Origin of the sequence: Leifsonia sp. NPDC058194 (assembly GCF_042883605.1) — a bacterium.
Classification (GTDB): Bacteria; Actinomycetota; Actinomycetes; order Actinomycetales; family Microbacteriaceae; genus Leifsonia.
In genome coordinates this window covers 371288-385404 of sequence record NZ_JBHVVL010000003.1, presented here as the reverse complement: position 1 = coordinate 385404, position 14117 = coordinate 371288, and the positions used below count along the sequence as shown (strand labels likewise).

Below are 14117 nucleotides of genomic sequence, written 5' to 3'. Positions count from 1 at the left end.
GCCGGCCTGTGGGGGTGTGTGTCCCGCCGGGCCCGCGGCCCCCCGCCCGGCGGCTGCGGGGGGGGGCGGCCGCCCCGCCGCCCCGCGCCCCGGGGGGGGGGCGGCCCCCCCCCCCCCCGCTTCTCGGCACGACGCGCGGAGCCGCTAGAGCGTGAGCGCCCGCTGGATCAGGACCGACTGCTCCTGCGCGTGACGCTTTGCCGAACCCGCGGCCGGCGAAGCCGACGGCGGGCGGGAGACGACGCCGAGCGGGCGCGGGCCCAGCTTGGAGGTCTCCAGGATCATGTACGGCCAGGCGCCCTGGTTCTCGGGCTCGTCCTGCACCCACACCAGCTCGGCGTTGGGGTACGAGTCGACCACGGCCTTGATCTCGGCGCCGGGGAGCGGGTAGTACTGCTCCACGCGCACGAGGGCGATCTCGGGGTTCGGGTTCTTGTCGAGCTCGTTCAGCAGGTCGTAGTACAGCTTGCCCGCCAGGAGCAGGACACGCTTGACCGCCGACTTGTCGGTGATGCGGGCATCGTCGATGACCGGCTCGAACTTGCCCGACGTGAAGTCGGCCACATCGCTGGTCGCACCGCGGAGCCGCAGCATCGCCTTCGGAGTGAAGACGACCAGGGGACGACGCGGGCGTGCGTACGCCTGACGGCGCAGGAGGTGGAAGTACGACGCCGGGGTCGACGGGCGTGCGACGGTCATGTTGTTCTCGGCGCACATCTGCAGGTAGCGCTCGATGCGGGCGCTGGAGTGGTCCGGTCCCTGACCCTCGTAGCCGTGGGGGAGGAGCAGGACGAGCGACGACCGCTGGCCCCACTTCTGCTCGGCCGAGGAGATGAACTCGTCGATGATGATCTGGGCGCCGTTGGCGAAGTCGCCGAACTGCGCCTCCCACAGCACCAGGGCGTCCGGCCGCTCCACCGAGTAGCCGTACTCGAAGCCCATGGCCGCGTACTCGCTCAGGAGCGAGTCGTAGATCCAGAACTTCGCCTGGTTGTCGCTCAGGTTCGCCAGCGGCAGCCATTCCTGGCCGTTCACGCGGTCGTGGAGCACGGCGTGGCGCTGCACGAACGTCCCACGGCGCGCATCCTGGCCCGCGAGGCGAACCGGGGTGCCCTCGAGGAGCACGGTGCCGAGGGCGAGCAGTTCGCCGAAGCCCCAGTCGATGTTGCCGTTGCGGCTCATGTCGCTGCGCTTGTTGAGGAGCTGCTGCAGCTTCGGGTGCACGGTGAAGCCCGCGGGCGGGTTGTTGAACGCGTCGCCGATGAGCTGGATGACCTGCTCGGTGACGGCCGTCGTCTCGGGCTCGCCGACGTTGTCGTCGCTCTGCTGAGCGGCCGGCTGCTCGAGGCCGGCGGCGACGCCGTCGGCGGTCACGATCGGAGTCGAGTTGGTCTGCGCCGCGTGGGTCTCCATGAAGGCGCGCTCCAGGCGCTCCTGGAAGTCGCGGTGAGCCTGCTCGTACTCCTCCTCGGTGATGTCGCCGCGGCCGACGAGGGCCTCGGTGTAGAGGCGCCGCACCGAGCGCTTCGCCTCGATCAGGTTGTACATGAGCGGCTGCGTCATCGACGGGTCGTCGCCCTCGTTGTGACCGCGGCGGCGGTAGCAGATGAGGTCGATGACGACGTCGCGCTTGAACTCCTGGCGGTACTCGAAGGCGACCTGCGCGACGCGCACCACGGCCTCCGGGTCGTCGCCGTTCACGTGGAAGATCGGCGCCTGGATCGTCTTCGCGACATCGGTCGAGTAGACCGACGTGCGGCCCTCGCCGGGGGGCGTGGTGAAGCCGACCTGGTTGTTGATGTTGACGTGGATGGTGCCGCCGGTGCGGTAGGCCCGCAGCTGCGACATCTGCATCTGCTCGACGACGATGCCCTGGCCGGCCATCGCGGCGTCGCCGTGGATGAGGATCGGCAGGGTGAGGAACGTGCCGGCGGGGCGGCGGTCCTGCTTGGCGCGGACGATGCCCTCGAGCACGCCGTCCGCGGCCTCCAGGTGCGACGGGTTCGCCGCGAGGTAGACGGGGATCTCCTCGCCGGCGGCGCCCTTGAACGTGCCCTCGGTGCCGAGGTGGTACTTCACGTCGCCCGAGCCCTGGACCGTGCGCGGGTCCTGGGTGCCCTCGAACTCGCGGAAGATCTGGCCGTAGGTCTTGCCCGCGATGTTGGTCAGCACGTTGAGGCGGCCGCGGTGGGCCATCCCGATGGCGGCCTCGTCGAGCTGGGCCTCGGCCGCGCCCTGGAGGATGGTGTCGAGCAGAGCGATCGTCGACTCGCCGCCCTCGAGACTGAAGCGTTTCTGTCCGACGTACTTGGTCTGCAGGAAGGTCTCGAACGCCTCGGCCTCGTTGAGCTTGCCGAGGATGCGCAGCTGCTCGTCGTGGGTCGGCTTCTCGTACGCGCGCTCCAGCTTGTCCTGGAACCACTTGCGCTGCGCCGGGTCCTGGATGTGCATGTACTCGATGCCGACGGTGCGGCAGTACGAGTCACGAAGCACCCCGAGGATGTCGCGCAGCTTCATCGTGCGCTTGTCGCCGCCGAACTGGCCGGTGACGAACTCGCGGTCGAGGTCCCAGAAGGTGAGGCCGTGGGTCTCGATCTCGAGGTCGGGGTGCGACCGCTGCTTGTACTCGAGCGGGTCGATGTCGGCCATCAGGTGGCCCCGCACGCGGAACGAGTTGATGAGCTCCTGCACGCGGGCGGTCTTGTCGACGGCGCTGGCCAGGTCGACGCTGATGTCCGGGTTCCAGTGGATCGGGTCGTAGGGGATGCGCAGCTCGGAGAAGATGTCCTCGTAGAACGTCCGCTTGCCGATCAGCAGCTCGTGCACGATCTTCAGGAACTCGCCCGAGCCGGCGCCCTGGATGACGCGGTGGTCGTAGGTGCTGGTGAGCGTGATCGTCTTGCCGATCGCGAGGCCGGCGAGGGTCTTCTCGCTCGAGCCCTGGAACTCGGCCGGGTACTCGAGGGCGCCCGCGCCGATGATCGCGCCCTGCCCCTTCATCAGGCGGGGCACCGAGTGCACGGTGCCGATGCCGCCGGGATTCGTGAGGGAGATGGTGGTGCCGGCGAAGTCGCCAGCGGTCAGCTTGTTGGCGCGGGCCTTCTGCACCAGCTCCTCGTACGCGGCGAGGTAGTCGCCGAAGCGCATGGTGTCGGCGCGCTTGATGCTCGGGACGAGGAGGGCGCGGCTGCCGTCCGGCTTGGGGATGTCGATCGCGATGCCGAGGTTGATGTGCGCCGGCGCGACGACGGAGGGCTTGCCGTCGACCTCGTCGTAGAACACGTTCTGGCTCGGGAACTCCTTGAGCGCCTTGATCAGCGCCCAGCCGATGAGGTGCGTGAACGAGACCTTGCCGCCGCGGGCGCGCTTGAGGTGGTTGTTGATGACGATGCGATTGTCGATCATCAGCTTGGCCGGGATGGTGCGCACGCTCGTCGCGGTGGGGACCGTGAGCGAGGCGTCCATGTTCGTGGCCAGGGACTTGGCCATGCCGCGCAGCGGGGTGACCTTGTCCTCGGACTCGTCGCCGTCACCGACGACGGAGTTGGGGGAGGTGACGGGGGCGTCGGCGGGCACGGGGGCCGGCTTCGGCGCGACCGACGTGGTGCGCGCGACGGGCTGGTTGCCGATCACGGGGATCGGCGTGGTCACCGGGTGGGCGTCCGACGGCGTCGTCGGCTCCGCGGGGGCGGGGACCGTCGGCTCCGCCGGGGCGGGGACGGTCGGCTCGGCGGGCGTCGGCACCACGGGCTCGGACGGCGTGGGCGCCGGGCTCTCGTCGGGCGAGGGGAGGGAGGCTCCCGGCTCACCCTCCTTGACCGTGGGACGGTAGCTCTCGAGGATCGGCCACCAGGACTTGTCGACCGAGTTCCTGTCCTTGACGAACTGCTCGTACAGCTCGTCCACGAGCCATTCGTTGGCTCCGAACTCGCCCGACGATCCGTCGTCGGTTCCCACTCCGGTCAATTGGCTCGACACAGCCGATCGCCCACTCTCTCCGTTGATTTCGTCCGATCGGGCGGCTTGTGGCCACCCGCTTCCATCCGATCATCAAGCCTAATCCCATCGGCGCACCCGTGCAGTCGCCCAGTCGGGGGCGATACCGTTATTCCCATGCAGTTCTATGGAACGACGCCACGGCACGACCTCACCTACTCGGACGTCTTCCTCGTCCCCTCGCGATCGGATGTGACGAGCCGTCTCGACGTCTCGCTCGCTCCCGGCGACGGGACGGGCGCGACCATCCCCATCGTGTCGGCGAACATGAACTCGGTGACGGGCAAGCGCCTCGCGGCCACCCTCGCCCGTCGCGGCGGCCTGGGCGTGCTCCCGCAGGACATGCACCTGCAGGACCTCGACGAGGCGATCCGCTGGGTGAAGGCCCAGCCCGTCGCGTTCGACACCCCGTACCCGGCCACCCCGGAGGAGACGGTGGCGGACGTGCTGCGCCGCATCCCCGCCGTCGAGGGCCACGGCATCGTCGTGCACGACGCCTCGGGCGCCTTCCTCGGCTGCCTCGCCGCCGTGCAGCTCGGGTCGGCGCTGCCCGATGCGCGCATCGGCGACCTCCTGCACGGGACGCTGACCTCGCTCGACGCGGAGGACCTCGCCGACGGCCGCTCCGCGTTCGAGGTGATGGACGCGGCCGGGCTGGAGTTCGCCCCCGTGCTCGACCATGGCCGGCTCGTCGGCACCCTGAGCAAGAAGAGCGCGCTGCGGTCCACCATCTACACGCCCGCGGTCGACGCCTCCGGCCGGCTGCGCGTCGCTGCCGCCATCGGCATCAACGGCGATGTGGCGGGCAAGGCGAAGGCGCTCGCCGCGGCCGGCGTCGACGTGCTCGTCATCGACACCGCCCACGGCGACCAGGACGGCATGCGCCGCGCCATCCGGACCGTGAAGGACCTCGGCCTCGGCCTCCCGATCGTCGCGGGGAACGTCGTCACCGAGCAGGCCGTGCGCGATCTGGTCGCCGCGGGCGCCGACATCCTGAAGGTGGGCGTCGGGCCGGGCGCGATGTGCACCACGCGGATGATGACCGCGGTCGGCCGCCCGCAGTTCTCGGCGGTGCTCGAGACCAGCGAGACCGCCCGCGAGCTCGGCGCGCACGTGTGGGCCGACGGCGGTGTGCGCTACCCCCGCGACGTCGCGCTCGCCCTCGCGGCCGGCGGTGCCTCCGTCATGATCGGCTCCTGGTTCGCCGGGACGATCGAGGCTCCCGGCACGCTCGACCGCGACGAGCGCGGCGCGCTGTACAAGGAGAGCTGGGGCATGGCGAGCACCAAGGCCGTCAACGGCCGCTTCGAACGCCTCGACGCCTACGAGCTGGCCCGCAAGACGCTCTTCGCCGAGGGGATCTCCAGCTCGCGCATCTACCTCGACCCTCTGCGCCCCTCCGTCGAGGATCTGCTCGACATGATCACGACCGGCGTCCGCAGCTCCTTCACCTACGCCGGCGCGCGCAGCGTCGCCGAGTTCCACGAGCGCGCCCTCGTCGGCATCCAGTCCGCCGCAGGCTACGAGGAGGGCAAGGCGCTGCCGGTCAGCTGGTAGGTGTCGTCGCCCGCCGTCGACCACTCGACGCGACCATGTGGACCTATCGAAGGGCGTGACCCGGCGTGAAGATCGAGGACAACGATTGGCGTACGACCGATTGGCACGATGAGGGCCACTTCCGGATCATCCTGTTCGACGGCCCGGCGGGAGCGGGCCTTCCGGAATGGGCCGTCTTCCTGCCGACGGCCGACGTGCTGAGCGCCTTCGCTGCCCTCCGAGAAGAGGACCTCGTCCCCAGCGGATACAACACGGAGATCGTCGATGTGCTGGACGCCGACTTCGTCGACGTCCATGAGCTCGCGAGCAGGTTGGCAGGCCAGTCGAAGTACTTCGCGATCACTCTCGTCGTGCCCGAGTCCGCCGGCGGCCCCGGCGAGATCTGGCTCACGGGCACGGACCTCAATCGGGCCGGTCCCGACAACGCGACCCAGGCGCGCCAGCGCGAGATCATGCTCTCCCGTCCACGACGCGCCGACGAGGAGGCTGAACGAGCACTGGAATGGCTTCGAGACCAGCCGTAGCTGGTGAGGGCGCCCCCTGCTTCTACTTCAGCGCCTGCCGGATCGCCTTGGCGTCGGACGCCGCCTTCTTCGCCGCGGTGCGGGCGGCGGCGAGCTCGGACTTCGCCGACGACAGGGCCGAGTGGTTCGAGTCGTATGCGCTGGGCGTGACGTCGAGGGCCGCCTGGGCGACGCCGCCGGCATCGTGCGAGGCCGTCGAGATCTGCTTGCCCATGTCCGACAGATCCGCCTGGAGCGCCGAGGTCGACTTCGCCTTGTCCTTGCCGGAGAGCTCGGCGGACAGTGCCGACTGCTCCTTCGTCAGGGCGGGCAGTCGTGCACCGGTGATGCGGTCGGCGCCGGCAGCGAGCCGGGCCTGGGGGAGGGCGACGGCATCCACCCGGTACTTCTCGAAGACGGTCTTCAGGTCCGCCGCCGCCTGGGTCGTGGTCGTGTCCGCGGCGATCGCGCCCGCCTGGGACTTCATCGCGGCGAGGTCGGCGTCGAGCGTGCCGAGGATGGTGCTGCGGTCGTTCGAGGTGAGGCTCTTGTCTGCCGTGATCTTCGTGATCGCGGCCGTCAGCTTCGTCTCCCGGTCGCTCGTCGCCTTGGCTCCTGCCGCCTGGATCTGGGCGAGCGTCTTCGGAGCGTGTGTCGAGGTGGACGCCGGGGTCGGGCTGGACGTGGCGGGCGGTGTGGTGGCGGCAAAAGCCGGGCCGGCGACGAGTGCGAGGCACGCGGCTCCGGCGGAAGCGGCGGCGATGAGGCCGGCGGATCGTTTCGACATGATTCTCCTTCACGGGTGGCGGCCGGAGGATGCTCCGACCTGGATCCAGCGTGGGCGATCGATGTTCGGGGACCGTAAAGGCCGTGTTCGGGGCTCGCGAGACGACAGCGGCTCCGGCTGAGAAGCGTCTGTGAGCGGGTCGCCGGTGGAAATGCGAAACTCTGGCGAACGGGTTGCCCGTAATGACCCCACCCCTGTCGGAGCGTCGCTCCACGTCGAAATGAGGCCCACCGTGACCCCATCCCCGTCCACTCCGAACCGCAAGCAGCGCCAGGCCGAGGCCCGGGCGGCGAAGCTCGAGCAGTTCAAGAAGGAGCAGGCGCGGCGCAAGCGCAACCGCTGGATCGGGATCGGGGCGGCCATCGCCGGCGTCGTCGCCGTCGTGGCACTGGTGGCCACCATCATCGTGACCGCCCCGAAGGCCGCGACGTACGAGGCGGGCGGCAAGAGCATCTCCATCGAGGGCGTGAAGACGTTCGACAATACCGCCGGCCACGTGACCGGCTCCGTCACCTACAAGCAGACCCCGCCCGCCGGCGGCGAGCACAACCCGATGTGGCTGAACTGCGGCGTGTACGACCAGCCGGTGCCGAACGAGAACGCGGTCCACTCGCTGGAGCACGGTGCAGTCTGGGTGACGTACTCGCCCGACCTGTCCGCCGAGCAGCTCGACCTGCTGAAGACCAAGATCCCGCGCACGTACGCCGTGCTGTCGCCCTACGACGACCTCCCGGCCCCGATCGTGCTCAGCGGCTGGAACGTGCAGCTGCAGGTGCAGAAGGCGGACGACCCGCGCATCGCGAAGTTCTTCGAGGCGTACTGGCAGAGCTCGTCCGTGCCGGAGCCGGGCGCGTCCTGCACGGGCGCGTTCGACGCTCCCGGCAAGGTCTCCTGACCGATGGGCCGCGCGCCGGGACGGGCGTGGCCGCTCGTGCTCGCCGGACTGGTGGTCCTCGTGGTCACCGGAGTCCTCGCCTTCTCGGCGGGCCGGCTGAGCGTGGGCGCGCCCAGCACGCCGGGGACGACGAGCGCCGAGGCCGGGTTCGCCCGGGACATGCAGGAGCACCATCAGCAGGGCGTCGAGCTCGCCCTGATCGTGCGCGATCTCACCGACGATCCGGAGACGCGCCTCCTCGCCTACGACATCGCCACCACCCAGGGCCAGCAGTCCGGCCAGCTCTACGGCTGGCTGACCGGCTGGGGGCTCCCGCAGGCGGCGGCCGAGCCGTCGATGACGTGGATGACGCGGCCGGCCACCGTCGGAACGGCGGCCGGCTCGCACGATCACGGGGCGGGCGGCGACCACCGCCCCGGGGAGCCCATGCCGGGTCTCGCGACGCCGGAGCAGATCGCGCAGCTGCGCGCCACCTCGGGCGTCGAGGCCGAGCGGATGTTCCTCACGCTGATGATCGCCCATCATCGCGGGGCCGTCGAGATGGCCGACGCCGTGCTGGCGCGCAGTGAGAACCGGACGGTGCGCACCTTCGCCGACGGCGTGATCGCGAGTCAGAACTCCGAGATCCAACTGATGGAGTCGATGCTCGCCGCGCGCTCTTAGGAGCCGCCGCCCTGCTGGGTCATGCCACCCGTGCCGCCGCCCTGCTGGGTCGAGCCGCCGCTGCCGCCGGTACCCCCGCCGAACTGGCGCGGGTCGAAGTTCTGGTTGGTGCCGAATCCGCCGCGCTGCCCGCCGTCGGTCGCGTGACCGGTGAAGAAGCCGGCGAAGAAGACGATCGCGAGCACGGCGACCGCCCCGACGACGATGGCGGTGTTCTGCGCCCAGACCGGCCAGCGGCGCAGGATGCTCCCGCCGGCGGCCGGCCTCGGAGCGTTCGGCTGCTGCCAGGGCTGTTGCGGGGCGTAGTGCGGCGCCTGCTGCTGCGGCGGCTGCTGTTGCGGCGGTACGGGCTGCTGCGGCCAGGCGGCGGGGACGTCCTGGTTCGGGTCTGCGGTGGTCATGACGGGTCCTCTCGGTGGATGCTGACGTCACTGTCCGCACCAGCCCTGCGCGCCGACTATGGCGGGTCGATGGGAACGCTGGGAATCCGCCCCGGATCCACTGCGATCCCTCGCAGGCCGCGCCGCTATACTGACCGGGAAATGGACGACCCTCCTTCTTGTAGCCCATTCCAGCTCCCGAGTCCGCCGTGCCGGCGCGAGCGGGGTGACCACCGTGCTCACTGAGTGGCTCCTGCTCGGCGTCGGATTGCTGTTGACCATCGGCACCGGCCTGTTCGTGGCGAGCGAGTTCGCGCTCGTCAACCTCGACCGCGGAGACCTCGAAGCGCGGCGCGCCCGCGGCGAGTCCCGCCTCGGCATGACGATCGCGGCGCTGAAGATCACCTCGACGCACCTCTCCAGTGCGCAGCTGGGCATCACGCTCACCACGCTGCTCACCGGTTACACGATGGAGCCGGCGATCAGCTCCCTCCTGCGTGGACCGCTCCTCTCGATCGGCCTGCCCGACGGAGCCGTGACGCCGATCGCGACGATCGTGGCCATCCTGGTCGCGACGCTGCTGTCGATGATCCTCGGCGAGCTCGTGCCGAAGAACTTCGCACTGGCGCTCCCGCTCGCGACGGCCAAGCTGGTCATCCCCTTCCAGACGGTGTTCACGGCGGTGTTCCGGCCGTTCATCGCCGTCCTGAACGGCACCGCGAACGGGTTCCTGCGACTGCTCGGCATCGAGCCGAAGGAGGAGCTCTCCGGTGCGCGCACGGCCGAAGAGCTCTCCTCCCTCGTCCGTCGCTCCGCGAGTGCCGGCGTGCTGGAGGCGGACACCGCCACGCTGCTCAGCCGCACCCTCGCCTTCTCCACCCGCACCGCCTCCGACGTGATGACGCCGCGCCCGCGGATCGAGACGATCCGCCGCACCGACCCGGCGCAGGCCGTGATCGGCCTGGCCCGTACGTCGGGCTTCTCCCGCTTCCCCGTCGTGGACGAGGATGTGGACGACGTCGTCGGGTTCGTTCACGTCAAGCAGGCGGTCGCCGTGCCGCGCGAGCGCCGGGCCAAGGTGCCGGTCTCCGCACTGCAGACCGACGCGCTGCGCGTGCCCGAGACCATGAACCTCGAGACCCTGCTCGGCGAACTGCGCGGCCGCGGCTACCAGATGGCCGTCGTCGTCGACGAGTACGGCGGCACCTCCGGCATCGCGACCCTCGAGGACCTCGTCGAGGAGATCGTCGGCGAGGTCGCCGACGAGCACGACCGCACCCGTGCGGGCGTGGTCCGCGGCCGCGACTCGATCACCTTCCCCGGCATCCTCCGACCCGACGAGCTCGTGGAGCGCGCCGGCGTGACCGTTCCGGAGGAGGGTCCGTACGAGACCGTCGCCGGGTTCGTCATGAACGAGCTGGGGCGCCTCCCGAAGGTGGGCGACGAAGTCGCGATCGAGGGCGGGACGCTGCGCGTCGAACGCCTGGAGGGGCGGCGCGTCGACCGCATCCGGTACACGCCTGACCCGGTGACGGACCCGACCGCGGAGGGGGTGCGCCATGAGTGACTGGATCGGAATCCTCTGGCTGGTCATCCTCCTGATGATCAACGCCTTCTTCGTCGGCGCCGAGTTCGCCGTCATCTCCGCCCGCCGCTCCCAGATCGAACCGCTGGCGGAGCGCGGCAAGCGCAGCGCCAAGACCGCGCTCTACGCGATGGAGCACGCCACGCTCATGCTGGCGACGACGCAGCTCGGTATCACCGTCTGCTCGCTGCTCATCCTGAACGTCTCCGAGCCGGCCATCCACCACCTGCTCGAAGTGCCCCTCCACGCGACCGGATGGTCGGAAGAGGTCATCGGCACCGTCGCGTTCATCGTGACGCTGGTGCTGGTCTCGTTCCTGCACGTCGTCTTCGGCGAGATGGTCCCGAAGAACATCTCGTTCTCGATGCCCGACCGCGCGGCGTTGCTGCTCGCACCCCCGTTGGTGGCAGTCGGCCGCGCGGTGCGGCCCATCATCGTCGCGCTCAACGCGACGGCGAACGGCGTGCTGCGCCTCTTCGGCGTCGAGCCGAAGGACGAGGCGGCGAGCACCTTCACGCTCGACGAGGTCGCCACGATCGTGAGCCAGTCGACGCGCGAAGGCGTGCTGATGGATCGCAACGGCGCCCTCACCGCGGCGTTCGAGTTCACCGAGAAGAAGGTGCGCGACGTCATGGTGCTGCCCGAGACGCTCGTCTCGCTCCCGTCGTCGCCGACCCCGGCGGACGTCGAGCGGGCCGTCTCGAAGCACGGCTTCTCGCGCTACGTGGTGCCGGACGCCGACGGCGAGCCCACCGGCTACCTGCACCTCAAGGACGTCCTCGACCTCGAGGAGACCGGCTTCGAGCTCCCCGTCCCGGCCAAGCGCGTGCGCCGGCTGGTGACGGTCTTCGTCGACAGCGACCTCGAGGACGCCCTGGCGACCATGCGCCGCTCGGGCAGCCACCTGGCGCGCGTGGTCGACGCGGAAGGCGAGACGGCCGGCGTGCTGTTCCTCGAAGACATCATCGAGGAGCTCGTGGGCGAAGTGCAGGACGCGACCCGGCGCACCTGAGCGCCGGGCCGCGTCAGCGGTCTAGGACCGCGTTCTCACCGCCGCTGCGTTCTCACCGCCACTGGGCCCGCAGGTACTGCGGCGGCCAGTAGTCGACGGTCACGCCGAGTTCGTGCGCGGCGCGGAGGGGGAAGTGCGGGTCGCGCAGGATCTCGCGGGCCAGCATCACCGCGTCCGCGGCTCCGCTCTCCACGATGTCCGCGGCCTGCTGCGGCGTGGTGATGAGTCCGACCGCGCTGACCGGCACCTCCGCCGAGGCGCGCACGTGCTCGGCGAACGGGACCTGGTAGCCCGGTCCGATCGGGATGCGGATCCCGGTCTGGATGCCGCCGCTGGACACGTCGAAGAAGTCGGCACCGGCCTCCTGTGCCCATCCGGCGACGGTCGCGGTCTGCTGCTCGTCCCAGCCTCCCGGAGTCCAGTCGCTGCCGGAGAAGCGGACGAAGAGCGGCACGTCGTCACCCACCTCTTCGCGGATCTCGGCGACGATGCGCAGGAGCAGACGCGCGCGGTTCTCGAGAGACCCGCCGTACTCGTCCTCGCGGTGGTTGGCGAGCGGCGAGAGGAACTGGTGCAGCAGGTACCCGTGCGCTGCGTGCAGCTCCAGGATGCGGAAGCCCGCATCCACGGCGCGGCGCGCTCCGGCGCGGAAATCGGCGACGATCTTCTCGATGCCGGCGGGACCGAGCGCGAGCGGCGCGTCCATGTCGCCGAACGCCTCCGCGGAGGGAGCGACCGTGGTCCAGCCTCCCTCGTCCGCCGGGACGGAACCGGTGCGGTCCTCGTAGCCCCACGCCGGCCAGCTCGACGCCTTGCGGCCGGCGTGGGCGAGCTGGATGCCCGGAATCGCGCCCTGCGACGCGATGAACGCGGCGATCGGACGCCACGCGTCGGCCTGCTCGTCGGTCCAGATGCCCGTGTCCTGCGGCGAGATGCGACCTTCGGGGCTGACCGAGGTCGCCTCGGTGAACACGATGCCGCTGCCGCCGGCGGCGATCGAGCCGAGGTGCACCAGCTGCCACGCCTGCGGCACTCCCGAACGGTCGAGGACCGAGTACTGGCACATCGGGGAGGTCCAGAGGCGGTTGCGCGCCGTCACGCCGCGCACGGTGAAGGAATCGAAGAGAGTAGTCATCGTCAGTACTAAGCCGCGAGGCCCTCGAGATATGCCCGGAGGTCCACGGCCGTCGTGAAGACGTGCCCGGAGATCCCCAGCGATTCGGCGCCGCGCACGTTCTCCTCCTTGTTGTCGATGAAGACCGTCTGGGCGGGGGTGACGTCGAGCGCGTCCAGCACGTGCTCGAAGATCGCCGCGTCCGGCTTGATCGTGCCGAGCTCACCGCTCACGAAGACCTGCTCGAACAGATCGCCGAGCGTGCCGTGCCGGAAGTACGAGCCGAAGTCGCGCCCGGCGTTCGAGAGCAGGGCGAGGCGGGTGCCGCCGGCGCGGAGGTCGAGCAGCACGTCGAGGGTGCCGGGGTCGATCGTGAGCCAGCTGCGGAAGTCGGCGAGCCACAGCCGGTGGATCCTCGCGTCGTCCCACTGCTCGCCGAGCTCGCGCTCGATCCCGCGCCAGTACTGCTGGATGCCGAGGGTGCCCTGGTCCAGATCGTGGCGGTGCCGCCAGTAGGCGGGCCAGAACACGTCGTGATCGCCTCCCGCCAACTCCACCAGAGCCGCGCGGTCCGCCTCGGACGGGGTGACGGAGATGACCTCGCCGTAGTCGAAGACGATGACCCGGCCGGGGATGTCGATTCCCATGCCCTCAACCTATCGCGGGCGGTGAGCGTGTCGCGGGCGGACGACCTATCGTGGGGGAAGGAGGCACGATGAACGACGCGCAGGGGACCCGGGTCCGCGAATGGGGAGAGGCCGACGCCGCAGACCGGATCGCGGTGCCGACCGAGTCCAGCGACAAGTACTCGCGGGGAGTGCTCGGCGTGGTGACCGGATCGGACCGCTACCCCGGGGCCGCCGTGCTCGGTGTGGAGGCCGCTGCACGCACGGGAGTCGGCATGATCCGCTACCTCGGCGCACCGCGCCCGGCGGAGGAGGTGCTCCGCCGCCGTCCCGAGGCCGTCTCCGCGGGCGGCCGCGTGCAGGCGTGGCTCATCGGCTCCGGGATGGACGCGAGCGCCCGGCCGTCCGACGACCTGCTCCGGCTCCGCGCCGCGCTCGCCGACGGGACGCCGCTGGTGGTCGATGCCGGAGCGCTCGACCTCGTCCGCTCGGCCGCCGGACCGGTCGTGGTGACCCCGCATTACCGGGAGCTCGCCGGCATGCTGGCCGCCCGGGCGGACGACGACTCCGACGCCGTCACGGCTGCCGAGATCGCGGCGGATCCCGCAGCCTGGGCCGCTCGCGCCGCACGCAGCCTCGGCGTCACCGTGCTGCTGAAGGGGCACACCACGCACATCGCAGTGCCCGCCGGTGCCCGGTTCACCGTCACCGCCGGCCCGGCCTGGCTCGCCACCGCAGGCAGCGGCGACGTGCTCGGCGGCATCCTGGGGGCGCTCCTCGCCACCCACGCCGACGAGATCGCCGCGCACGGGCACGAGGCGCTCGCCGCGCTCGCCGCGACGGCCGCCTGGGTGCACGGCCGGGCGGGGGAGCGGGCCTCCGACGGCGGCCCGATCGTCGCCCTCGACATCGCCGAGGCGGTGCCCGGCGTGATCCGCGATCTTCTCAGACAGCGGGGCGGCGCTCCCAGGGGAGAGGCCTGAGCCATCCCCTAGGATG

At 70.7% G+C, this 14117-nt stretch carries 12 protein-coding genes; 7 read left to right on the top strand and 5 right to left on the bottom strand.

The window, feature by feature from the left end; genetic code table 11:
* Positions 1-144: 144 nt before the first annotated feature.
* Positions 145-3978, bottom strand: coding sequence for a multifunctional oxoglutarate decarboxylase/oxoglutarate dehydrogenase thiamine pyrophosphate-binding subunit/dihydrolipoyllysine-residue succinyltransferase subunit (locus ACFVU2_RS14050; protein WP_387875349.1), 3834 nt, complete (start codon positions 3976-3978; stop codon positions 145-147).
* A gap of 135 nt (positions 3979-4113) precedes the next feature.
* Between ACFVU2_RS14050 and ACFVU2_RS14045 the strand changes: the two genes are divergently transcribed.
* Together ACFVU2_RS14045 and ACFVU2_RS14040 are read left to right on the top strand one after the other, a co-directional pair.
* A complete protein-coding gene (locus ACFVU2_RS14045; protein WP_387875346.1) occupies positions 4114-5553 on the top strand; it encodes a GuaB1 family IMP dehydrogenase-related protein in 1440 nt (479 codons plus the stop codon).
* Positions 5554-5618: 65 nt separating this feature from the next.
* Positions 5619-6077 (top strand): hypothetical protein, encoded by a 459-nt coding sequence (locus ACFVU2_RS14040; RefSeq protein ID WP_387875343.1) that lies wholly within the window; start codon positions 5619-5621, stop codon positions 6075-6077.
* Positions 6078-6099: 22 nt separating this feature from the next.
* Here the strand turns inward: ACFVU2_RS14040 and ACFVU2_RS14035 are convergent, their stop codons facing one another.
* Entirely contained in the window at positions 6100-6843 is a 744-nt protein-coding gene (locus ACFVU2_RS14035; RefSeq protein WP_387875340.1) for a hypothetical protein, read from the bottom strand.
* A 232-nt stretch (positions 6844-7075) separates the two neighbouring features.
* On the opposite strand from ACFVU2_RS14035, the gene ACFVU2_RS14030 reads away from it, so the two are divergent.
* Together ACFVU2_RS14030 and ACFVU2_RS14025 are read left to right on the top strand one after the other, a co-directional pair.
* Positions 7076-7738 (top strand): DUF3105 domain-containing protein, encoded by a 663-nt coding sequence (locus ACFVU2_RS14030; RefSeq protein WP_387875338.1) that lies wholly within the window; start codon positions 7076-7078, stop codon positions 7736-7738.
* Positions 7739-7741: 3 nt separating this feature from the next.
* Positions 7742-8401 carry a DUF305 domain-containing protein gene (locus ACFVU2_RS14025; RefSeq protein ID WP_387875335.1) on the top strand — a complete coding sequence of 220 codons (660 nt, stop codon included), beginning with the start codon at positions 7742-7744 and terminating at the stop codon, positions 8399-8401.
* On the opposite strand, the gene ACFVU2_RS14020 is transcribed toward ACFVU2_RS14025, so the two are convergent.
* Complete coding sequence (locus ACFVU2_RS14020; protein WP_387875332.1) at positions 8398-8802, bottom strand: hypothetical protein; 405 nt, start codon at positions 8800-8802, stop codon at positions 8398-8400. The two genes, ACFVU2_RS14025 and ACFVU2_RS14020, sit on opposite strands and share 4 nt — an antisense overlap.
* Before the next feature lie 205 nt (positions 8803-9007).
* Between ACFVU2_RS14020 and ACFVU2_RS14015 the strand changes: the two genes are divergently transcribed.
* The gene (locus ACFVU2_RS14015) at positions 9008-10348 is read left to right on the top strand and encodes a hemolysin family protein (protein WP_387875330.1); all 1341 of its coding nucleotides are present in this window, start codon (positions 9008-9010) and stop codon (positions 10346-10348) included.
* Positions 10341-11378, top strand: a complete 1038-nt coding sequence (locus tag ACFVU2_RS14010; protein WP_387875327.1) for a hemolysin family protein — start codon at positions 10341-10343, stop codon at positions 11376-11378. Before ACFVU2_RS14015 ends, ACFVU2_RS14010 begins: the two co-directional genes overlap by 8 nt.
* A 52-nt stretch (positions 11379-11430) precedes the next feature.
* Here ACFVU2_RS14010 and ACFVU2_RS14005 read toward each other — a convergent pair whose 3' ends face one another.
* Positions 11431-12513 carry an NADH:flavin oxidoreductase/NADH oxidase gene (locus tag ACFVU2_RS14005; protein WP_387875324.1) on the bottom strand — a complete coding sequence of 361 codons (1083 nt, stop codon included), beginning with the start codon at positions 12511-12513 and terminating at the stop codon, positions 11431-11433.
* Between the two features lie 8 nt (positions 12514-12521).
* Entirely contained in the window at positions 12522-13139 is a 618-nt protein-coding gene (locus tag ACFVU2_RS14000; protein WP_387875321.1) for an HAD family hydrolase, read from the bottom strand.
* Positions 13140-13207: 68 nt separating this feature from the next.
* On the opposite strand from ACFVU2_RS14000, the gene ACFVU2_RS13995 reads away from it, so the two are divergent.
* A complete protein-coding gene (locus ACFVU2_RS13995; RefSeq protein ID WP_387875318.1) occupies positions 13208-14101 on the top strand; it encodes an NAD(P)H-hydrate dehydratase in 894 nt (297 codons plus the stop codon).
* Positions 14102-14117 lie beyond the last annotated feature (16 nt).

Coding starts and splice junctions, on each gene's coding strand:
- ACFVU2_RS14045 (WP_387875346.1), top strand. CDS start 4,114: ATGCAGTTCTATGGAACGACGCCACGGCACGACCTCACCTACTCGGAC.
- ACFVU2_RS14035 (WP_387875340.1), bottom strand. CDS start 6,843: ATGTCGAAACGATCCGCCGGCCTCATCGCCGCCGCTTCCGCCGGAGCC.
- ACFVU2_RS14025 (WP_387875335.1), top strand. CDS start 7,742: ATGGGCCGCGCGCCGGGACGGGCGTGGCCGCTCGTGCTCGCCGGACTG.
- ACFVU2_RS14020 (WP_387875332.1), bottom strand. CDS start 8,802: ATGACCACCGCAGACCCGAACCAGGACGTCCCCGCCGCCTGGCCGCAG.
- ACFVU2_RS14010 (WP_387875327.1), top strand. CDS start 10,341: ATGAGTGACTGGATCGGAATCCTCTGGCTGGTCATCCTCCTGATGATC.
- ACFVU2_RS14005 (WP_387875324.1), bottom strand. CDS start 12,513: ATGACTACTCTCTTCGATTCCTTCACCGTGCGCGGCGTGACGGCGCGC.
- ACFVU2_RS14000 (WP_387875321.1), bottom strand. CDS start 13,139: ATGGGAATCGACATCCCCGGCCGGGTCATCGTCTTCGACTACGGCGAG.
- ACFVU2_RS13995 (WP_387875318.1), top strand. CDS start 13,208: ATGAACGACGCGCAGGGGACCCGGGTCCGCGAATGGGGAGAGGCCGAC.